Genomic DNA, 19,719 nt, shown 5'->3' with positions numbered 1-19,719 from the left:
AGCTCAGCGCGCCAATTGTTCGGCCGCGTGCCGGGCATCACCGAAATAGGCGTCGGTAAGGGAGCTGCCGTCTCCCAGCGAGGCTTTCGTTTCATGCAGGACGATCTTGCCATTGCGCATCACATATACGCGGGAAGCGAGATCTGTCACGCGCGCCGTCGACTGCTCGATGACGAGCAAGGTCATGCCTTTGGCATTCAGCTGGCGCAGGCTTTCATAGACCTGGTCGATGACGAGGGGGGCGAGACCAAGCGACGGCTCGTCGATCATCATGAGCCGCGGTTTCTGCAGCATGGCGCGTGCAATGGCGAGCTGCTGCTGCTCACCGCCCGAGAGATAGACGGCGGCGCTGTTGTAGCGCTCGCGCAGGATCGGGAAGATGGCGAGGACCTCGTCGATATCGGCACGGATCTGCGCGCGATCGTTCCGGATGGTAGTGCCGAGGAAGAGATTTTCGGCGACGGTGAGGGTGCCGAAAATATGCCGCCCCTCCGGCACGAGCACGAGCCCGCGCCGGCAGATGGTCTCGGGCGTTTGGTTGGCGATCTCGGCGCCGGCGAAGGAAATCGTACCGCCGGAAGGCCGATGCAGGCCTGAAACAATCTTGAGCAGGGTGGATTTGCCCGCGCCGTTCGGCCCGATGAGGAAGACGATCTCCTTCTCGGCAACCTCGAGGCTCACACCCTTGACTGCCGACACGCGTCCGTAGGCGGCCTTAAGGTCCTGAACTTTCAGCATCTTTCGTTTCCCCACCCGATCCGGCGGCTCCCTTTGTCCACTGTCCGGGCAATTTTTAGGCCGTGTTTCATTTGACAAGCTGGTTTCTCTAACCTAGCCTGTCCTCTGTCCACAGTCTACAAAAGACTGATAATCACAAGAAGTGGCGTCCCGCCCCGGGATGCCGGCAGGGAGTCAAAATATGAGTCTTTTTCGCTCGACCTTGCGCGCTGCGGCTTTTCTCGGCGCCACGTTTCTGTCCATGAACCTCGCAGCCCAGGCCGAGGAGAAACCGATCCAGATCGGCTTCGCCATCGCCGAGTCGGGCTGGCTGCACAATTATGACGGCCCGCCCTTCAAGGCGGCGGTGATGCGCATCGAGGAGATCAACAAGGCCGGCGGCCTCAATGGCCGCAAGATCGAATACAAGGTGATCGACACCAAGACCGAGCGTGAGCGCTCCGCGACCGCGGGCGCCGAGCTGGTCGAGGCGGGCGTCGATCTGCTCGTCGTGTCCTGCGACTATGATTTCGGCGCCCCGGCGGCGCTCGCCGGCAACCAGGCCAAGATCATCACCATGAGCCTGTGCGCCGCCGATCCGAAGATGGGCGTCCAGGGCGTCGGCCCCTATGCCTTCACCGCCAACAGCGCGGCGCAGTCGGAAGGCATCGCCATCGCCGAATACGCCCAGAAGAAGCTCGGCCTCAAGACCGCTTATGTGCTCGAGGATCTCACCATCGAATACAACAAGTCGGCTTGCGCCGGCTTCCGCGCCGCCTGGATCAATGGCGGCGGCGAGGCGTCCATCCTCGGCAATGACACGTTCAAGAACGACGATCCCTCGATCGCCGCACAGATCACCCGGCTGAAGAGCCTGCCCACCCAGCCCGATGCCGTCTTCGTCTGCAGCTTCACGCCCGGTGGCGCTTCCGCCGTGCGTCAGATCCGTGCTGCCGGCGTCGAATTGCCGATCCTCGCCAATACCGCGATGGTCGACAATTACTGGCTGAACTCGGCGCCTGGCCTCAAGAACTTCTATCTCGCCGCCTTCATGTCGCTTTATGGCGATGATCCGCGTCCTGAGATGAACAAGTTCGTCGAGGATCACAAAGCGCGCTGGAACGAGGCGCCGGTCTCTTCCTATGCCGTGCTGGGCTACAGCCTGATCGAGCAGTGGGCCTATGCGGTCGAGAAGGCCGGCGGCACCGACTCCGACAAGGTGCTCGAGGTGATGAACACCTATAAGGATCAGCCTTTCCTGGTCGGCCCGACCTCCTATACGCCGGAGCTGCATATTCAGACCGCGCGTCCCTGGCTCATCATGAAGGTCGAGAACGAATCCTTCCGGGCGGTCGAGATCTACCGCAACAGCTTCACGCCTTCGATGGAACTCCTGTTCCGCGTCGGTAACTGACGCTTGCAAGCGGGCCTGCCGCCGCAATGCGGCAGGCCGTTCTCCGGAAAGAGGATAGAGTGAGCATGCTCGCACAGGATGGCGGTCTCCACGCCCGGGACGTGCATGTCGCCTTTGGCGGCCTGAAGGCCCTGAAAGGCGTCGACCTCAAGCTGAGACAAGGCGAGGTCCTGGGTCTGATCGGGCCGAATGGCGCCGGCAAGACCACGATGGTCAATGTGCTCACAGGGTTTCAGGCCGCGACGACCGGCGACGTCACGCTGGATGGGCGATCGCTGAAAGGTCTGGGCCCGCGCAATGTGGCCCGCGCCGGTGTGGCCCGCAGCTTCCAGGCGGCGCGCCTGTTCCGCGATCTCACCGTCCGCCAGAATCTCGAAGTCGCAGCGATCGGCTCCGGCAAGAAGCGCAAGGAGGCGCGCGCCAAGGCGGATGCGTTGCTCGACTGGATCGGCTGCGCCGACAAGGCGGCCATGCTCGCCGGCAGCCTGCCTTACGGCGACGAGCGCCGCGTCGGCATCGCCCGCGCGCTGGCGCTGTCACCGAAATTCGTGCTTCTCGACGAGCCGGCCTCGGGCATGAACGACCAGGAATGCGACGAGCTAATGCTTCTGATTGCCGGTATCCCTGACAAATTTGCCTGCGGCGTACTGCTGATCGAGCACAATATGCAGGTCGTCATGGGCGCCTGCCGCCGCGTGCATGTCCTCGACAATGGCAAGAGCCTTGCCGAGGGAACGCCAGCGGAAATGCGCGCCAATGACGAAGTGCGGCGCGCTTATCTCGGCTCCAAGAATACCGGCAGCCAGGTGATCTGAGGGACCGATGCTGAATTTCATCCAGGTCCTGTTCGACGCCGCTGCTCTGGGAAGCCTCTATGCGCTGGTGGCGCTGGCGATCGGGCTCGTCTTCGGCATCATGCGCCTCATCAATTTCGCACAAGGCGACTATCTCACCATCGGCGCCTATGCGCTGGTGGTGCCGACCGCGAGCGTCACGCCGCCCTTACTGTTCGGCGCCTTGCCCTGGCCGTTGATGGTGGCGGGCGTTCTCGCCACCTGCATCATCGTGGCGCTCTTGACCGAGCGCATCGCCTTCCGGCCCTTGCGCAACGCCAATCCGGCGACCTTGCTGATCTCGTCCTTCGCCGTTTCCTATTTCCTCCAGCATGCGCTGATGCTGGTGCATACCGGGCGGCCGAAATCGATCGCCATGGGCTCATCGCTGGCCCAGGCCATCGACATCTTCGGTGTGCGCATTCCGGGCGTCCAGCTGGTGACGATGACCGTCACTGTGAGCCTCCTCATCGGTTTCGTCATTCTCCTCAAGAAGACCGCCATCGGGATCCAGATGCGCGCCGCGGCCGAGAATTTCCAGATGGCGCGGCTCCTGGGTGTCAGGGCCAACAAGGTCATCGCCTTCGGCTTCGCGCTGAGCGGCTTCCTTGCCGGCATCGTTTCGCTGCTGCTTGTCGCCCAGACCGGCACGCTCGACATCAAGATGGGCATCATGCCGGTCATCTTCGCGTTTTTCGCCACCGTCATCGGCGGCATGGGCTCGCTCGCCGGCGCGGCGCTGGGCGGCTTTCTGGTCGGCGTCACCAGTGTGCTGCTCCAGGCCTACCTGCCGCCGGACCTGCGCGCTTTCCGTGACGCCGGCGTCTTCGCTCTCGTGATCCTGGTCCTGCTCGTCCGTCCCAAGGGCCTCATTCCCTCCAGTGCCTCAAGGGAGCGCGTGTGATGGTTCTGCGTCTCCTGAAACAGGCCTGGCCGGTTCTCGGCCTGCTGCTGCCTCTGGCGGTCATCGTCCTGCTTGCCGATCAGTTCGGCTCGATCTCCGTCGAGCGTTCGGTGACCGAGGCCCTGATCAAGATTGTCACCGTCGTCGGGCTTTACATCTTCATCGGCAATTCCGGCGTCGTTTCCTTCGGCCATGTCTCCTTCATGGCCATCGCCGCCTATGCCACGGCCTGGCAGACCTGCTGCTCCGCCCTGAAGCCGATCACCATGTCGGGCCTGCCGGATTTCCTGCGCAGCCACACCTATCCGGTGCTGCCCGCCGGCATCAGCGCCGCCATCCTGGCGTCTATCGCGGCTTTCGTCTTCGGCCTCATCCTCATGCGGCTTTCAGGCATCGCCGCGTCGATCTCGACGCTGGCGGCGCTGTTCATCCTGAATGTCGTCTATTCGAACTGGGACAAGGTCACGATGGGCACCGCCTCCATCGTCGGTTTGCCCACTTACGTGACTCCCTGGCTCGCATTCGCCGTCGCCGGCCTCGCCATGGTGATCGCCTATCTTTTCCAGATCTCGAGCTGGGGCCTGGCGCTTCGGGCGACGCGTGAGGACGAGGTGGCGGCGCGCGCCTCGGGCATCTCCGTCTACTGGATGCGGCTCGCCGCCTTCACTCTGTCCGGCCTGGTCATGGGCATGGCGGGGGTGTTGCACGCGCACTTCCTCGGCACCATCTCGGTCGACACCTTCTTCCTCAGCCTCACCTTCATCACCCTCACCATGCTGGTCGTCGGCGGCATGCGGTCGCTGTCCGGTGCGGTGTTGGGCGTGGTTGTTATTTCCTTCGTGACTGACATACTGCGGCGCATGGAATCCGGTGTTTCCGTCTCCGGACAGGAAATTGCGATTCCAGCGGGAAGCCAGGAAGTCGTGCTCGCGGTGGTTATGCTCCTGGTGTTGATTTTCCGTCGCGACGGACTGACCAAGGGCCGCGAATTCGCCTGGCCGTTCGCGCGACGGCAGAGCATTTCGGAGACAAAACATGGCGATGCATGACGGCCGCAAGGCTTCCACGCCGAGCTCGCAGTCCTTACGCGAATCAGCCGCGGCGACGACGCTCGACCGCAACAGCCTGGTCGACCAGGTCGAGAACTTCCTGTTCAAGCAGCTCGTTTCGGGGCGGCTGCAGCAGGGTGAACGGATCAACGAGGCCGAACTCGCCCGCAGTTTAGGAATAAGCCGCAACCCCATTCGCGAGGCGGTGCGCAAGCTCGAGGAGCGCGGTCTGCTGATCGCCATCCCGCACAAGGGCAACTTCGTGCGCCATTTCGAGCTCGAGGACGTGAACGATATCTTCACGTTCCGCATCTGCATCGAAAGCGCCGCCATCCGGGCAGCGCTGCCGCGTATGTCGGATGCCGACCTCGAAGCCGTCGCCGGGATCGTCGATGCCATGGTGGCGGCGGCCGAAGCCGGTGACGAGCGCGGCCTGGTGGAGAACGACATCGCCTTCCATCAGCGCATCTGCGAGTTGTCCGGGAGCCGCCATATCGCGCGGGCTTTCGGCGACATCTATGCCGAGGTGCGCATGCTGATCACCCTGGTCGAGCACCGCTTCGAAAGCCTGCATGCCGCCGCCGTCGATCACTGGCCGGTGGTCGAGGCGCTGAAGACCCGTGATCCCGACAAGGCTATCGCCGCCATGGTCACCCATATCGAGGACCCGTGGCAGCGTATCGTCAAAGCCTACGAGAAGAAGAGTCCGGCCAAGACAACGTAACGCGTTTTGAGAGTTCAGGAGAAAGTGACATGCAGAACATCATCGGCATCGATATCGGCGGGACATTCACCGATTTCGTGTCCTACGACCCGAAGACCGGCGAGATTCACAACTGGAAGAATCTGACGACGCCGGCCGAGCCGATCGATGGCGTGCTCGAAGGCCTGGAACGCGTCGAAGATGTGAAGAAGCTCGACAAATTGCGCCTGGGCACCACCATCGCCACCAATGCGCTCTTGACCCGGCGGGGCGCCAAGGTCGCCTATGTCACGACATCTGGCTTCCGCGATGTGCCTTTCATCCAGCGCGGTGACCGCCGCAGCCACTATGACATCACCTGGATCAAGACCAAGCCGCTGGTCGCGCGCCGCAACTGCCATGAAGTGAGCGAACGCCTCTCCGCCAAGGGCGAGGTCGTCGAGGCGCTCGACGAGGCGGCGGTGCGCGCGCTGGCGCAGAAGATCAAGGCGCAAGGCGACATCGAGGCGATCGCCATCTGCACGCTCTTCTCCTATATCGATCCCGCCCATGAGATGCGCGTCCGCGACATCTTCGCCGAAGTGCTGCCCGATACGCCGATCTCCATTTCCTACGACGTTCTGCCGAAATGGAAGGAATATGACCGGGCCTCGACCACCATTGCCGATGCCTATCTGAAGCCGATCGTCTCCGACAATTTCCGCCGCATGCAGAAGCGCCTCGACGGCATCGGCATCGGCGGCAAGGTCGGCGTCATCAAGTCGAATGGTGGCGAGGCGACGCTCGACGGCGCTGCCGCGGCACCGGTGCAGATGACGCTTTCCGGCCCGACCGGCGCCGTCGTCGCGACGCGGGCTCTGTCGCGCCTCACTGGCATCAACAATATCGTCACCTTCGATATGGGCGGCACCTCCACCGACTGCTCGACCGTCGTCGATGGCATGGAGCATGTGACCACCAGCTTCGAGATCGAATGGGGCATTCCCATCCAGGTCCCGATGATCGACATCCATACGATCGGCGCCGGCGGCGGCTCGATCGCCTGGATCGACAAGGGCGGCATGCTGCGCGTCGGCCCGCAATCGGCCGGCGCCGCACCAGGCCCGGCCTGTTATGGCAGGGGCGGCGAGAATGCCACCGTGACCGATGCCAATGTCGTGCTCGGCCGCATCAATCCGGACTATTTCCTCGGCGGCAAGATGAAGCTCGATGCGGCCGCCGCCCATCGCGCCGTCGGTAAGGTCGCCAAGGCGCTGAATATCGAGCCCGACGCGGCCGCCTATGCCATGGTCCAGATCGCCAACAACAACATGTTGGGCGCCTTGCGGGCGGTGTTGCTGCAGCGCGGCCTCGATCCGCGCGACTTCACGCTCCTGGCCTCCGGCGGCGCCGGTCCGGTCCATGTCTGCGACCTGATGGAGATCGCCGGCATCCCCAAGGGCCTCGTCCCCAACTATCCGGGCCAGTTCTCGGCCTTCGGCTTCATCATGACCGACGCCCGCGTCGACCGTCACCGTACCGTGCAGCAGACCTCGAAATATTTCGATGCGACCCGCGCGACGGCGGCCATGACCGAGCTCGCCAACAGCGCCGTGGCGGAGCTGACCCAATATGGCTACACGCAAGGCATCGAGGTCTATCGCTCGATCGAGGCGCGCTATCTGGGTCAGAATCACGAGCTCGAGCTGAGCTTCCCCGGCAACGAGTTCAATGACGAGACGATCGCCGACCTCTGGGAGCGCTTCCATGCCGAGCATGAGGCGCGCTTCGGTTTCGCCATCCCGGGCGAGACCATCGAGACGGTCAATCTGAAGGTCGTCGCCATCTCGGTTTCCGAGAAGCCGGAGATGAAGACGCTGGCGAAAGGCTCAGGCAAGCCTGAGCCGCGCGGCACAAGGCGCGTGCGGTATGAGGAGGGCTGGCATGAAGTGCCGGTCTTCAACCGCGAGGATTTCAAGGACGGCGACAAGGTCCAGGGACCTGCCGTCGTCGAGGAAAACGCCTCGGTCACCATTCTTCGTCCCGAACAGAACCTGGTTGTCGACCGTTTCGGCAACCTGCTTATCGCCTCATAAGGAGACCGATCATGGATTTCGTCACCATGAATATTCTGGAATCGACCATGGTTTCCATCTGTCGCGAGATGGGCATCGTGCTGATGAAGACGTCCTATTCGACGATCTTCAACGAGGCGCTCGATTTCACCTGCGGCTTGGCCGACCTCAACGGCGATATGATCGCGGTCGCTGATTATTGTCCCTCGCAGATCGGCGGCATGCCGCTCCTCGTGCGTTCCTGTCTCAAGGAGATCCCGCTGTCGGAGATCGAGGAGGGCGATGTCATCCTCCACAACGATCCTTATCGTGGCGGCCTCCATACGCCGGAGCACACCTTCTTCAAGCCGATCTTCGCCGATGGCGAGCTCATGGGCTTCGCCGTCGCCATCGGCCATATCGCCGAAGTGGGCGGCATGGCGCCGGGCGGCTTCTGCGGCGAGGCGACGGAGATCTTCCACGAAGGCCTCCGTATCCCGCCGGTCAAGATCAAGAAGCGCGGCAAGGACAATATCGAGGTGTGGAAGCTGCTCCTCGCCAATGTGCGCACGCCGCGCGTGAATTATGGCGACCTGCGCGCCTTGATCGCCGCCGTCGATCTCGGCGAGAAGCAGATGGCCGGCATCTTCCAGAAATACGGGCGCCAGAAGGTGCAGGACACGGTGCGTGACCTGCTGCTCTATTCGGAGCGCCGCATGCGCGCCGAACTCGAGGCGCTGCCCGACGGGCGGTTCAACTTCATCGACCATATTGAAAGCGACGGCATCGAAGAGGACCGCAAGCATACGATCGAGGTCGAGGTCACCAAGAAGGGTGGCGACATCATCGTCGATTACACCGGCTCGTCGCCGCAGGCGGCCGGTCCCATCAATGCGACGCTCGGCGTGGCCACATCGGCCGCCTATAACGCCGTGCTGCACATGACGGACCCGTCCATCCCGCGCAATTCCGGCTGCTTCCGGCCGATCCGCATCGTGGCGCCGCCCGGTACCATCGTGAATGTGGACTTCCCGGCGCCGGAGGTCGGCGGCAATACCGAGACGCATCCGCGCATCGTCGGCGCCATCATGGGCGCCATGGCCAAGGCGGTGCCGAACCGCATCATGGCGGCCGAGGGCGCCACCCACTGCAACTTCGTCTTTGGCGGCGTCGATGCCGATACGGGCGAGTTCTTCGCCTGCTACGATCTCGAAGCCGTGGGCTGGGGCGGTCGCGCTTTCGCCGATGGCAATGACGCGGTCGACTCGATCAACGGCAACTGCCGCATCACACCGGTCGAGGTCTACGAGACGCGTTTCCCCTGGCGCATCGAAAGCCTGGCTTTCAATGCGGATTCGGGCGGCGCCGGCGAGTTCCGCGGCGGTCTCGGCTATACCAAGCAGATGCTCTGCCTCAACAAGGAGATCATCTGCTCGCAGATGACCGACCGCCATCTCATCGCGCCCTGGGGGCTCAATGGCGGCGGCGAAGGCGGCACCGGTGCCACGCTCGTCCAGAAATCGGGCGAGGAGAAGTGGAAGACCATGCGCGAGGCCTATGGCAAGAAATCGACGAGCCGCTATTCCAACGTGTCGATCCGCGAGGGCGATCGCGTCAAGCTCGTGACGCCGGGCGGCGGCGGTTATGGCGATCCCGGCAAGCGGCCGAAGGAGCTGGTCCGCGACGATCTCCATGAAGGTTACATCAGCAAGGACTTCGCCAAGCGCGCCTATAAGTATCAGGAGGCCGAATAATGAAATTCTCCCAGAACGGGCTCTATATCGAGAGCTACACCAAATGCACGAATTGCGGTGTGCTCATCTATGACAAGATCGACCAGGCGGTGAAGGGACCGGATAATGCATCTTATTGCTCGTCCTGGTGCATCGACTGGAAGAAGGATCGCGACGCTCGTCGCAGCAAGGTAAAGGTTACATCGTGAGATCGAATGCATCTCTGGCGGCGCGTCGCAGCGCCGCCATTCCCGCCGGTCTGGCCAAACACTCCGACATCTATATCGACCGCGCCGAGAATGCCGAATTGTGGGATGTCGAAGGCACGCGTTATGTCGACTTCGCCGCCGGCATCGCGGTGACCAACACTGGTCATCGTCACCCGAAAGTCCTCGATCGGGTGCGCCAGCAGCTCGACCGGGTGACTCACACGTCCTTCCAGACGACGCCCTATGAAGACTATGTCACCTTGTGCGAAAGGCTGAACGCACTGGTGCCCGGCGATTTCGCCAAGAAGACCTTCCTGGTGACGACGGGCGCCGAGGCGATCGAAAATGCCGCGAAGATCGCACGCGCCGTCACCGGCCGCTCGGCGCTCATCGCTTTTTCGGGCGCTTTCCACGGCCGCACGCTGCTGGCGATGACCCTGACCGGGAAGACCGTGCCATACAAAGCGGGCTTCGGTCCCTTGGTGGGCGACATCTATCATGCGCCTTTCCCGATCGCCTTCCATGGCGTGAGCGAGGCCGATTCCCTCGAGGCCCTGCAGCAGATCTTCCGCGTCCAGGCTGATCCCTCGCGCGTCGCCGCGATCTTCATCGAGCCGATCCAGGGCGAGGGCGGCTTCTATCCCGCACCCGTGTCGTTCCTGCGCAAATTGCGCGAGATCTGCACCGAGCATGGCATTCTTCTCATCGCCGACGAGATCCAGACCGGCTTCGGCCGCACGGGTAAGATGTTCGCGATGGAGCATACGGGCGTCAGCGCCGATCTGGTCACCTTGGCGAAAGGATTAGGCGGGGGCTTCCCGATCGCCGCGATCACCGGGCGTGCCGACATCATGGACCGCATCCCGGCCGGCGGCGTCGGCTCGACCTTTGCCGGCAATCCGCTCGCCTGTGCCGCGGCGCTCGCCGTGCTCGATGTCATCGCCGAGGAGAAGCTGGTCGAACGCGCCCAGGAAATCGGCCGGCGCATCCGCGCCAGGCTCGACCGCTGGGCCGAGGGCAATGAATTTCCGACCATTGGCGAAGTGCGAGGCCAGGGCGCCATGGTGGCGATCGAATTCGTGACCGACCGCGCCACCAGGGCGCCGGCGCCCGACCTCGCCAAGAAGGTGACGAAGCTGGCGCTCGATTCAGGATTGCTGATCCTCAACTGTGGGATAAGAGGCAATGGCGTGCGTCTGCTGCCGGCGCTCACGATCCCGTTCGATATTCTCGATGAGGGACTGGACCGGCTGGAGGCGGTGATCCGCGCGGCCCAAGGTGAGAAACTCTAGTCGGGGAGGGCCTATGAGCGAGCGTCCTGTCGTACTCGTTGCCGGCGCCTCGCGGGGCCTCGGCCTCGAGCTTGTCCGCCAGTTCGCCGATCGCGGCTGGACGGTGATCGGGACGGCGCGCGATGTGACAAGGGCGCATGAGCTGATCCGCCTGCAGGGCGAACGGCCGGACCGGATTTCGATCAAGGCGCTCGACATCGCGAAGCCGGAAAGCATCGCGGCGCTGAAGGCCGAGCTCGGCGGCGAGCGCCTCGATGTCCTTTATGTCAATGCCGGCATCATGGGACCGAGCCATCATGATCCGCGGCGCGTCACCGATGCGGAATTCGACGAGCTGATGTTGACCAACGCCTTGGCGCCGATCCGTCTCGCCGCGGCGCTGCGCGGCAATCTGCGCGACGAAAAGAGTGTCCTGGTCTTCATGACGTCGCAGCTCGGCAGCATCGCGCGGAACGAAGGCGGTGGTTACGACCTCTATCGGGCGAGCAAGGCCGCCTTGAACTCGCTGACGCGCAGCTTCGTCGCCAAGCTGCCGTCGCCGCGGCCGACCGTGCTGTCACTCCATCCCGGCTGGGTGAAGACCGATATGGGTGGAACGGAAGCGCCGCTCGATGCGTCAACCAGCGTCGCCGGCATGGTGGATATCGTCGAGGCCGCCCGCGGGACAGGCGGCCATCGTTTCCTCGACTATCAGGGTAAGGAGATACCCTGGTAGATGCACGCTGTTCCTCCCTCCACCGCCGAAGGCGGGGAGGGTGGCGCGCGGAACGCGCGACGGGTGGGGTCTCGCCACGCGGCGTATCTCTCAAGTGCGAGTTGTTCAGGTCAGTCGATGGGCACTTGTCGGCGGAGAGACCCCACCCGTCCGCCCTGCGGGCGGACACCCTCCCCGCGCTTTGCGCGGCGGAGGGAGATCTGATTCATGCCGCGGGGCCAGACGCCTCCCATGTGACTGCAATTTCCCTGCTGTGGCTTTTGCCGCGTTTTCTTGCCAATCTGGCCCGATCATCCGGGGAGAGAGGGCAGCCCATGCAGGACATCGCCACGCGGTCGGCTTCACGCAACCAGCATCCGCTCGACGGTTTGAGCGGTGAGGAGATTGTCCGGGCGGCGGCCCTCCTGCGCGCCGTTCATGACCTGGGCCCTGGCATGCGCTTCGAGACCATCGTCCTCGATGAGCCTGAGGCTCGTGAGCTGGAAGCCCATGAAGCAGGCGAGCCCGTCGAACGGCGTGCTTTCGTCGCCGCCTACAACATGGCCGACGGGATGCTGTATGAGACCGTCGTCTCCCTCAGCGAAGGACGTGTCCTGACCTGGACGCCGCGACCCGGCGCCCAGCCGCGCATCGGGCCCGATGACTTCCTGCTCGCCGAGGAGGTCATCATGAAGGATCCGCGCTTTCTTGCGGCACTCGAGAGGCGCGGCATTACCGACATGTCGATGGTCTGCGTTGATCCCTGGTCGACGGGAAGCTTCGGGGTTCCGGGCGAAGCGGAGAGGCGGTTAATCCAGAGCTTCGCCTGGGTGCGCGCCAAACCGTTCGACAATCAATTCGCCCATCCGATCGAAGGCCTGAGCGCCATCATCGACATCAATGCCGGCGAGGTGGTGAGCGTCGATGATGCCGGGCCCTGGACGATCGCCTGGGCCGAGGGCAATTACGCCGCCCGCTTCCGGAAGGACTGGCGCCAGGACATCAAGCCGATCGACATCGTGCAGCCGGAAGGACCGAGCTTCACCGTCGAAGGCAATCTCGTCCACTGGTGCGGCTGGCGCTTCCATGTCGGCTTCACGCCGCGCGAGGGCCTCGTCCTGCATGATCTGAAGATCAGGCAGGAGGGCGGCGACTGGCGCCAGGTGATGCGTCGCGCCGCGATCGCCGAGATGATCGTGCCCTATGGCGCGCCGCATGGTGTCCATCCGCGCAAAAACGCCTTCGATTGCGGCGAATATGGCATCGGCGCCCTTGCCAACAGCCTGACGCTCGGCTGCGACTGCCTGGGCGCCATCCATTATTTCGACGCCGTGCTCAATACGACGGCGGGCACGTCGATGGTCATTCCCAATGCCGTCTGCCTGCATGAGGAGGATGCGGGGCTGCTGTGGAAGCACACGGATTTCCGTACTCAGGAAGCCGATACACGCCGCGCCCGCAAGCTTGTCGTCTCTTTCATCTCGACGGTCGGCAATTATGAATATGCCTTCTATTGGTCGCTGCATCTCGATGGAACCGTAGCCCTCGACATCAAGCTCACCGGCGTCATCAACACCGCCGGCTCCGATCCGGCCAAGGGAGCGAGCTACAGCACCGAGGTTGCGCCCGAGGTCTACGGCCAGATCCATCAGCATCTCTTTTGCGCCAGGCTCGATATGGCGGTCGACGGGCCCGACAATACGGTGGTGGAGGTCGATACTTTGCTGGATGGGCCAGGACCCGGCAATCCCTACAACAATTCATTCCATGCAGTGGAGACGCCGCTTCTCACCGAGAAGCAGGCGCGCCGGCGTGCCGATCCCAGCGCCAATCGCTTCTGGAAGATCGTCAATCGCGACAGGAAGGACGCTTTCGGGAGAGCCCGCGCCTACAAGCTCGTCGCGCACAGCGTGATTCAAGAGCTGGGCGGATCAGGCTCGCAGCTCGATCTGCGTGGCGGCTTCACCCGCAATCATGTCTGGGTGACGCCGACCTCGAAAGCGGAGCGCTGGCCGGCCGGTGATTATGTCAATCAGAGCCTGCCAGGCGAGGGGCTGCCGCGCTGGACCGAGGTAGACCGCACCGTCGCCGACCGGCCGATCACGCTCTGGCATGTCTTCGGCCACCACCACATCGTGCGGACGGAGGATTATCCGGTGCAGCCCACGGTGAGCTGCGGCTTCCTGCTGCAGCCACACGGTTTCTTCGACCGCAACCCGACACTCGACGTGCCGCCGACGGAGAAACGCAAGAGCTGCTGCGTGTAGTTAGGCGTTGAGCCCGAAAGCCTCCCGCGTGGCGGCGCTGATGCCGGCGACATATTCCTTGAACAGGATCTCTCCCTTTTCCGGCGTGGCGCCTTTCGCCGTGGCGAGAATGCCGGTCTGCGTGCCCTTCTTCGGATCGACCGGGAACAGGTCATAGGGCGGATAGATGACCGGCTTCTGGTTCGGCACCTTGTCCATATGGACAAGGTCGGGGCGGCGATGCAGCAGCACGGAGGTCGTCATGACTCCTGCATGCTCGAGCGGCCAGCCCGGAAAGCCGTCCGGGAACACCGTCGCCAGCGTCGCTTCCGAGACGAACTCGAAGTAACGCACCTTCATGATCCGGAGATCGTCGATGCCCCAGCTCTTGAGATCCTTGAGCGCCAGGTCGATGCCCTCGATCAGGAACATCTCGTTCTCGTAATGTGAATCGAGAATGAGGAGGCGGCGCGCGCCATGGCGGGCGAATTCGCAGAGGATATCGCGCGTCAGTCTCACCAGCGTGTCGCCGTCGAGGCTAGTGGTGCCGGGGAAGTGATTGCCGCCGCCGGTGCGTGGCATCGACTTGTAGCCATAGGCGATCGGCGGGGCGATGAGGCCGTCGATCGTCTCGGCCACCGCGATGCCGATCTCCTGCGGGATGATCGTATCGGTGGCAAGCGGCGAATGCGGCCCGTGCTGCTCGAGCGAGCCGACCGGCAGGATGATCACCGGATTGTCGCGTTTGAGCTTCTCGTCATAGGCCGTCCAGCTCAGCTCGGCGATATGAACGCTCGTCACAGCGCGAACTCCTTCGTCAGCGCCGCGGCGATCGATTCGACATATTCATCGAACATGTATTTGCCCTTCTCGGCCGTCGCCGTCTGGCCCGAGGAGAGGGCGCCTGAAGCCGGAATGCGATGCGGCTCGACCGGATGGATGTCATAGGGCGGGAAATCGGCGGGCGCATGTTTCGGCACCTGGTCGAAATCGACCAGCGAATTGCGTAGGTGAAGCATCACCGAAGTCTCCATGACGCCGGCATGCTCCAGATTCCAGCTCGGGAAACCGTCCGGGAAGACCTTGTGCATGGTCGCCTCGGTCATGAATTCCCAATAGCCCATATGGATGATCTTCATATCGGTGATGCCTTGCGCCTTGAGATCGCGGATGGCGAGGTCGCAGGCTTCCGTCGTGAACATGAGATTTTCGGTATGGCCGACGACGATGGCGATCTTGCGCACGCCATGGCGGGCGAATTCGCGGATGATATCGCGCGTCATCAGCACCAGCGTGTGGCCGTCGAGGCTGGTGGTGCCGGGGAAGTGGTTGCCGCCGCCCGAGCGCGGCTGCGACTTGTAGCCATATTCGATCGGCGGCGCCACCAGGGCGCCGATCCGTTTGGCGGCCTCTACGCAGACCGCGGTCGGAATGACGGTGTCGCAGTTCAATGGCAGATGGGGCCCGTGCTGTTCGAGCGCGCCGACCGGGATGAGGACCGGGGTCCGGCCTCCCGCGAGACGCTTCTCATATTCCGTCCAGGCCAGTTCGGAGATCAATACGCTGTTGCTCATCAAGGCTCCCATCATTCACTTGTCTTTGAGAAGAACGGTATGTTCGGGCTTCCAGCGCAGGCTGAGGCGCTTGCCGCGCACTTGGCCCAAAGGCTCGAGCGCATGCTGCTGCAATTGCGCCCGGAAGGTGCTGCCGTCGCCGAGATCGAGGTGAAGCGTTACGAAGGCGCCGACGAACTGCTCGCCGATCACCGTGCCGGCGAGGCTGTTCTCGCCGTCGGCGGTGCTGTCGCTGACCACCGCGCGGTCGGCGCTGACGACGACGGTGACCGCATCGCCGGGAAGGAGGGCGAGAAGGGGATTCTCCCGTGCCCGCATGATGCCGGCCGCCGTCTCGACCATCACGATGCCTTGTGCGATCGACTTCACCTTGCCGCTCAGCAGATTATTGGCGCCGACGAATTCGGCGACGAAGCGGTTGGCAGGGGCGCGATAGACTTCGCGCGGAGGCCCCACTTGCTGCAGCCGTCCCTCGGCCATGATGGCGACGCGGTCGGCCATGGCGAAGGCCTCCGACTGGCTGTGCGTCACATAACAGAAGGTGATGCCGAGCTGTTGCTGCAGCTGCTTGAGCTCTGCCTGCATGCGGATGACGAGATGAGCGTCGAGCGCCGACAACGGCTCGTCGAGCAGCAGGATCTCGGGCTCGGTGACGAGCGCGCGGGCCAGCGCCACGCGCTGGCGTTCGCCGCCCGAGAGCTGGTCGACCTTGCGGTCGCGATATTTGGCGATGCCGACCCGTTCGAGCCAGGGCATGGCTTTCTTGGTGCGCTCGGCCGCTGGGATATTGCGCATCTTGAGGCCGAATTCGACATTCTTGAGCACGCTCATGAAGGGGAACAGCGCCAGGCTCTGCCAGACGAGCGGCGTGTCGCGCTCCCACGGCGCCACGTCGTTCATGCGCCGGCCGCGGAGGCGGATCTCGCCTTCGCTCGGCGCCTCGAGACCGGCGATCATGCGCAAGGTGGTGGTCTTGCCGCAGCCCGATGGCCCCATCAGCGCAATGAACTCACCGGCGGCGATCTCGAGATCGATTTTATGGACGGCGGTATGGTCGTCATAACGCTTGACGACGCCGTCGAGCACGAGGAGCGGTTCAGCCACGTTAGATCCTCTTTCCTTTGCCGGACCCGGGCTCGCGCATCAGGAAGACGATCTGGGCGAGCATCACGAGAGTCATGGAGACGATGAAGACGAGACTGCCGATGGCGTTGACCTTGGGGCTCACCTCGCGCTGCAGCAGGATGAGGATGCGCACCGGAAGGGTCTCGTTGAAGCCGGAGACGAACCAGGCGATGGCATATTCATCGAACGAAACCGCCATGGTGAGGAACAGCGCCGAGAAAATCGCCGGCAGGCAGAAGGGGATGATGATTTCCTTGAGCGCCCGCCACTGGCTGGCGCCGAGATTCCACGCCGCCGCCTCGAGGTCCTTGTTCATCTGCGACAGGCGCAGGCGGATGAGCGCCATGGCGAAGGGCAGCGAATAGACGACATGGGCGATGATGACGGAATGAAGCTGGCCCGAGAGTCCGATGCGGCCGAGCAGCACCAGCATGGCGACGCCGAGAATGATCACCGGGATGGTCGGCGGGATGAAGGCGAGCGCCAGATAGACTTTCTTGCCGAAGAAATCATAGCGGTAATCGGTATAGGCGGCGGTGAAGCCGATCAGCGTCGCGAGGATCGAGCTCGACAGCGCCACGATCACCGTGTTGCGCAGGCTCTTGGCGACTTCCGGATCGCCGAAGGCTTCCGCGTACCATTTCGTGCTGAAGCCGCCCCAGGGAATGGCGGCGAATTTATTGGCGTCGAAGGAGAAGACGAAGCTGGTCAGGATCGGCGCAAAGACGAACAGCAGCGCCAGCCAGATATAGGCCTTGAACGCCAGGGAAATGATCCGGTCGGCCTTCATGAGCGCTTCCTCTTCTCGCCGTAAGCGAAATTCATGGCGAGGAAGGCGACGAGCAGCAGGGTCGCCACCATAGTGAGCGCCACCACCGCGGCACGCGGCCATTGCGAGCCGGATTTGACGGCATCGACCATAAGCACGCTGAGCGTCGGCGGCTTGTTGTTGCCGAGGAAGCTCGGGCTGACGAAGTCGCCGAAGGACAGGATGAAGGCGAAGGTGGCGGCGAGGATGAGACCGGTCCGGGCGCTCGGAATGATGACCTGGAACACGGTGCGCACGCGCCCGCAGCGCAGGTTATGCGCCGCCTCGATGAGCCGGCGGTCGACATTGGCAAGGCTGAAATACTGGAGCAGGATCACGATCGGCAGAATGAGGGTCAGATAGCCGATCATCACCGCGAAGAGATTGCTGGTCATCGGCAAGGGGCCGAGGCCGACGGTGCCCAGCACGCTGTTGATGACGCCCTGGTCGGTGAGCAGGATCTTCCAGGAATTGGCGCGCACCAGATAGCTGGTGAAATAGGGCATGATGAGGCTCGCCACCACGATGCGGCGCATCAGCGGCGAGGCCTTGAAGGCGAGGCCATAGGCACAAGGAAAGGCGATCAGGCTCGCCAGCGTGGCGGCGAGGAGCGCATAGAGGACGGTCCGCACATAAGTGACGCGGAAATAGCCGGCCGAATAGATCTTGGCCCAGTTGTCGAAGGTGAAATCCGGCGTGACGCGGAAATTCTGCACCGACCAGAAGCTCATCACCACCAGGAAGAGGAGGGCGGCGACGAAGAACAGGGTCTGCCAGACGGGCATCGGCAGCGCGAGCGCCCAGGCGAAGAGGGAGCTGCGGCGAGTGGTATTAGTGGTCCCGGATGCGCTCATTTCTTTACACCCCTCATGCTGAGGTGCCCAGCGTAGCTGGGCCTCGAAGCATCCATCAGGAGAGAGCGAACATGTTGCACGAGACCCTTCGAGGCTCGCTTCGCTCGCACCTCAGGGTGAGGGCCAAATCTACCTGAATTTGTCATGATCGAGAATGGCTCAAAGCGGCCGCCCGCGCGGGAGGATTTGCGCGGACGGCACGCTTCCCCGCTCATTACATGTTCTTGAATTCGGTCCAGGCCTCGTTCCAGGTCTCGATCGGCTGCTGCTTCGGCACGTCGCGGACGAAGATCTTGCCTTCCTTGAGCTCGTCCATGACGTTGCGGGCATCGAGCTTGTGCTCGAGCTTCTCGGCGGCTTCCGGATTCTTCTCATTGAGAAGCTTCCAGCCGGCCTTGTTGGGGATCGAGGCCCAATAAGCGGCCTTGGTCGCTTCCTTCACCTGGCCTTCGGCCGAGGTCATATACTGGATGAACTTCTTGGCGAGATCCTTCTTGCCCGAATTGGCCGAGACCGAGAGCATCTCGGTCCATTGCAGGCCGCCTTCCTTCGGCACCACCGCCTTGATCGGCACGCCGCCCTTTTCGAGGAGGAGAGCCGCCCAGGCGCCGACGCCCGGCATCACCCAGGATTCTTCATTGGTGAGCTGCGAGAAGACCGAGGACCACACGCCGATGCCCGACATCTGCGGCGCGAGGCTGAACAGCTTCTGCTTCAGCGTGTCGTATTTCGCGTTGTCGATGTCATGCGGCGGCCGGTTGCCCTCGCCGAGGCTGAGGCACATCATATTGGGCAGATACCAGTCATACATGCCGACCTTGCCCTTGACCTTCTCAGTCGAGAGGATGGCATAGGAGTCGACTTCTTCGCGGCTGAGCCGCTTGGTGTTGTAGACAAGGCCGAGGAAGCCATAGTCGACGACGATGGCGTAGAGCTTGCCGTCGACGAACTGGGCCGGGAATTTCTGGAATTCCGGCCAGAAGTCATCGAGCGGATAGTCGGCCGGATTCATTTCGTCGATGAGGCTCGCCTGCTGCAGCTGGCTCGTATATTCGGCGTCGCTGAGGATCACGTCGAAAGTGCCGGGCGGCGACGACTGCAGCAGCGCCATCATCTCTTCGCCGCTGGTATATTCCTTGGCCTGGACCTTGACGCCATTGGCCTTCTCGAAATCACCGACGACATCCTGCGCGCCATGGCCGGGCCAGCTCAGAAGGCTGACGACCTTGTCGTCGGACTGCGCCCGCGCCAGTGAAAACCCGCTCGCCGTGCCGGCCAGAGCAGCGCCGGCCTTGAGCAGGCTGCGGCGGGTGACTAGTCCCCGGCCTTTATATGTATGGATCATTGTTCGTCTCCTTTGTTCCCACCCGGTTCTGGACGCCCGTTTTTTACGTTGGCGCGGCGGGAGACTTTCACACTTGCTCCTTCTAACAAATATCGATGTGGTGTAGATAAGTTTGATGCTTTGGTTATGTTGCTTTTAATGCCTCATCCACGAGATAACATAATATGTATGTATTTTAATGAGTTA

General features: G+C 62.9%; 18 protein-coding genes. 11 read left to right on the top strand and 7 right to left on the bottom strand.

What is annotated here, in order from left to right:
• Nucleotides 1–3: 3 nt before the first annotated feature.
• Nucleotides 4–738, bottom strand: coding sequence for an ABC transporter ATP-binding protein (locus JHL16_RS26005; protein WP_200187806.1), 735 nt, complete (start codon nucleotides 736–738; stop codon nucleotides 4–6).
• A gap of 181 nt (nucleotides 739–919) precedes the next feature.
• On the opposite strand from JHL16_RS26005, the gene JHL16_RS26000 reads away from it, so the two are divergent.
• From JHL16_RS26000 to JHL16_RS25950, 11 genes are all read left to right on the top strand, one after another.
• Nucleotides 920–2,131, top strand: coding sequence for an ABC transporter substrate-binding protein (locus JHL16_RS26000; protein WP_200187805.1), 1,212 nt, complete (start codon nucleotides 920–922; stop codon nucleotides 2,129–2,131).
• 65 nt (nucleotides 2,132–2,196) lie between these two features.
• A complete protein-coding gene (locus tag JHL16_RS25995) occupies nucleotides 2,197–2,946 on the top strand; it encodes an ABC transporter ATP-binding protein (protein ID WP_200189547.1) in 750 nt (249 codons plus the stop codon).
• Between the two features lie 7 nt (nucleotides 2,947–2,953).
• The gene (locus JHL16_RS25990) at nucleotides 2,954–3,868 is read left to right on the top strand and encodes a branched-chain amino acid ABC transporter permease (RefSeq protein WP_200187804.1); all 915 of its coding nucleotides are present in this window, start codon (nucleotides 2,954–2,956) and stop codon (nucleotides 3,866–3,868) included.
• On the top strand, nucleotides 3,868–4,917 hold the full coding sequence (locus JHL16_RS25985; protein ID WP_246771172.1) for a branched-chain amino acid ABC transporter permease: 1,050 nt from the start codon (nucleotides 3,868–3,870) through the stop codon (nucleotides 4,915–4,917). The genes JHL16_RS25990 and JHL16_RS25985 overlap by 1 nt, the downstream gene beginning before the upstream one ends.
• On the top strand, nucleotides 4,904–5,641 hold the full coding sequence (locus tag JHL16_RS25980) for a GntR family transcriptional regulator (RefSeq protein WP_200187803.1): 738 nt from the start codon (nucleotides 4,904–4,906) through the stop codon (nucleotides 5,639–5,641). Before JHL16_RS25985 ends, JHL16_RS25980 begins: the two co-directional genes overlap by 14 nt.
• 29 nt (nucleotides 5,642–5,670) lie before the next feature.
• A complete protein-coding gene (locus tag JHL16_RS25975) occupies nucleotides 5,671–7,695 on the top strand; it encodes a hydantoinase/oxoprolinase family protein (RefSeq protein ID WP_200187802.1) in 2,025 nt (674 codons plus the stop codon).
• Between the two features lie 11 nt (nucleotides 7,696–7,706).
• Nucleotides 7,707–9,407: a hydantoinase B/oxoprolinase family protein gene (locus JHL16_RS25970; protein ID WP_200187801.1), complete on the top strand. Its 1,701-nt coding sequence runs from the start codon at nucleotides 7,707–7,709 to the stop codon at nucleotides 9,405–9,407.
• Entirely contained in the window at nucleotides 9,407–9,595 is a 189-nt protein-coding gene (locus JHL16_RS25965) for a hypothetical protein (RefSeq protein WP_137860052.1), read from the top strand. The genes JHL16_RS25970 and JHL16_RS25965 overlap by 1 nt, the downstream gene beginning before the upstream one ends.
• A complete protein-coding gene (gene gabT, locus JHL16_RS25960) occupies nucleotides 9,592–10,887 on the top strand; it encodes a 4-aminobutyrate--2-oxoglutarate transaminase (RefSeq protein ID WP_200187800.1) in 1,296 nt (431 codons plus the stop codon). Before JHL16_RS25965 ends, gabT begins: the two co-directional genes overlap by 4 nt.
• Before the next feature lie 13 nt (nucleotides 10,888–10,900).
• On the top strand, nucleotides 10,901–11,602 hold the full coding sequence (locus tag JHL16_RS25955; RefSeq protein WP_200187799.1) for an SDR family oxidoreductase: 702 nt from the start codon (nucleotides 10,901–10,903) through the stop codon (nucleotides 11,600–11,602).
• Nucleotides 11,603–11,916: 314 nt separating this feature from the next.
• Complete coding sequence (locus tag JHL16_RS25950) at nucleotides 11,917–13,848, top strand: primary-amine oxidase (protein WP_200187798.1); 1,932 nt, start codon at nucleotides 11,917–11,919, stop codon at nucleotides 13,846–13,848.
• Here JHL16_RS25950 and JHL16_RS25945 read toward each other — a convergent pair whose 3' ends face one another.
• The 6 genes from JHL16_RS25945 to JHL16_RS25920 all read right to left on the bottom strand — a co-directional run bounded on the left by JHL16_RS25945 (nucleotide 13,849) and on the right by JHL16_RS25920 (nucleotide 19,533).
• Nucleotides 13,849–14,628 carry a creatininase gene (locus tag JHL16_RS25945; protein WP_200187797.1) on the bottom strand — a complete coding sequence of 260 codons (780 nt, stop codon included), beginning with the start codon at nucleotides 14,626–14,628 and terminating at the stop codon, nucleotides 13,849–13,851.
• Nucleotides 14,625–15,401 (bottom strand): creatininase, encoded by a 777-nt coding sequence (locus JHL16_RS25940; protein ID WP_137856017.1) that lies wholly within the window; start codon nucleotides 15,399–15,401, stop codon nucleotides 14,625–14,627. Before JHL16_RS25940 ends, JHL16_RS25945 begins: the two co-directional genes overlap by 4 nt.
• Before the next feature lie 15 nt (nucleotides 15,402–15,416).
• A complete protein-coding gene (locus JHL16_RS35455) occupies nucleotides 15,417–16,505 on the bottom strand; it encodes an ATP-binding cassette domain-containing protein (RefSeq protein WP_200187796.1) in 1,089 nt (362 codons plus the stop codon).
• A 1-nt stretch (nucleotide 16,506) separates the two neighbouring features.
• Nucleotides 16,507–17,316: an ABC transporter permease gene (locus JHL16_RS25930; protein ID WP_200187795.1), complete on the bottom strand. Its 810-nt coding sequence runs from the start codon at nucleotides 17,314–17,316 to the stop codon at nucleotides 16,507–16,509.
• Nucleotides 17,313–18,188, bottom strand: coding sequence for an ABC transporter permease (locus JHL16_RS25925; protein WP_200187794.1), 876 nt, complete (start codon nucleotides 18,186–18,188; stop codon nucleotides 17,313–17,315). The genes JHL16_RS25930 and JHL16_RS25925 overlap by 4 nt, the downstream gene beginning before the upstream one ends.
• A 214-nt stretch (nucleotides 18,189–18,402) precedes the next feature.
• Nucleotides 18,403–19,533: an ABC transporter substrate-binding protein gene (locus JHL16_RS25920; protein ID WP_200187793.1), complete on the bottom strand. Its 1,131-nt coding sequence runs from the start codon at nucleotides 19,531–19,533 to the stop codon at nucleotides 18,403–18,405.
• Nucleotides 19,534–19,719 lie beyond the last annotated feature (186 nt).

The sequence above is a fragment of the Taklimakanibacter albus genome, from assembly GCF_016595235.1.
GTDB classification, from domain to species: Bacteria; Pseudomonadota; Alphaproteobacteria; order Rhizobiales; family Aestuariivirgaceae; genus Taklimakanibacter; species Taklimakanibacter albus.
Note: the sequence above shows the minus strand (reverse complement) of the source record. Positions and strands in the feature narration are given on the sequence as shown.

Bases quoted from the DNA above. Each gene is read 5' to 3' on its own strand.
- JHL16_RS26000 (WP_200187805.1), top strand. From the start codon at position 920: ATGAGTCTTTTTCGCTCGACCTTGCGCGCTGCGGCTTTTCTCGGCGCC.
- JHL16_RS25950 (WP_200187798.1), top strand. From the start codon at position 11,917: ATGCAGGACATCGCCACGCGGTCGGCTTCACGCAACCAGCATCCGCTC.
- JHL16_RS25990 (WP_200187804.1), top strand. From the start codon at position 2,954: ATGCTGAATTTCATCCAGGTCCTGTTCGACGCCGCTGCTCTGGGAAGC.
- JHL16_RS25995 (WP_200189547.1), top strand. From the start codon at position 2,197: ATGCTCGCACAGGATGGCGGTCTCCACGCCCGGGACGTGCATGTCGCC.
- JHL16_RS25940 (WP_137856017.1), bottom strand. From the start codon at position 15,401: ATGAGCAACAGCGTATTGATCTCCGAACTGGCCTGGACGGAATATGAG.
- JHL16_RS25930 (WP_200187795.1), bottom strand. From the start codon at position 17,316: ATGAAGGCCGACCGGATCATTTCCCTGGCGTTCAAGGCCTATATCTGG.
- JHL16_RS25955 (WP_200187799.1), top strand. From the start codon at position 10,901: ATGAGCGAGCGTCCTGTCGTACTCGTTGCCGGCGCCTCGCGGGGCCTC.
- JHL16_RS25965 (WP_137860052.1), top strand. From the start codon at position 9,407: ATGAAATTCTCCCAGAACGGGCTCTATATCGAGAGCTACACCAAATGC.
- JHL16_RS25925 (WP_200187794.1), bottom strand. From the start codon at position 18,188: ATGAGCGCATCCGGGACCACTAATACCACTCGCCGCAGCTCCCTCTTC.
- JHL16_RS25920 (WP_200187793.1), bottom strand. From the start codon at position 19,533: ATGATCCATACATATAAAGGCCGGGGACTAGTCACCCGCCGCAGCCTG.
- JHL16_RS25970 (WP_200187801.1), top strand. From the start codon at position 7,707: ATGGATTTCGTCACCATGAATATTCTGGAATCGACCATGGTTTCCATC.
- JHL16_RS25980 (WP_200187803.1), top strand. From the start codon at position 4,904: ATGGCGATGCATGACGGCCGCAAGGCTTCCACGCCGAGCTCGCAGTCC.
- JHL16_RS26005 (WP_200187806.1), bottom strand. From the start codon at position 738: ATGCTGAAAGTTCAGGACCTTAAGGCCGCCTACGGACGCGTGTCGGCA.
- JHL16_RS25985 (WP_246771172.1), top strand. From the start codon at position 3,868: ATGGTTCTGCGTCTCCTGAAACAGGCCTGGCCGGTTCTCGGCCTGCTG.
- JHL16_RS25975 (WP_200187802.1), top strand. From the start codon at position 5,671: ATGCAGAACATCATCGGCATCGATATCGGCGGGACATTCACCGATTTC.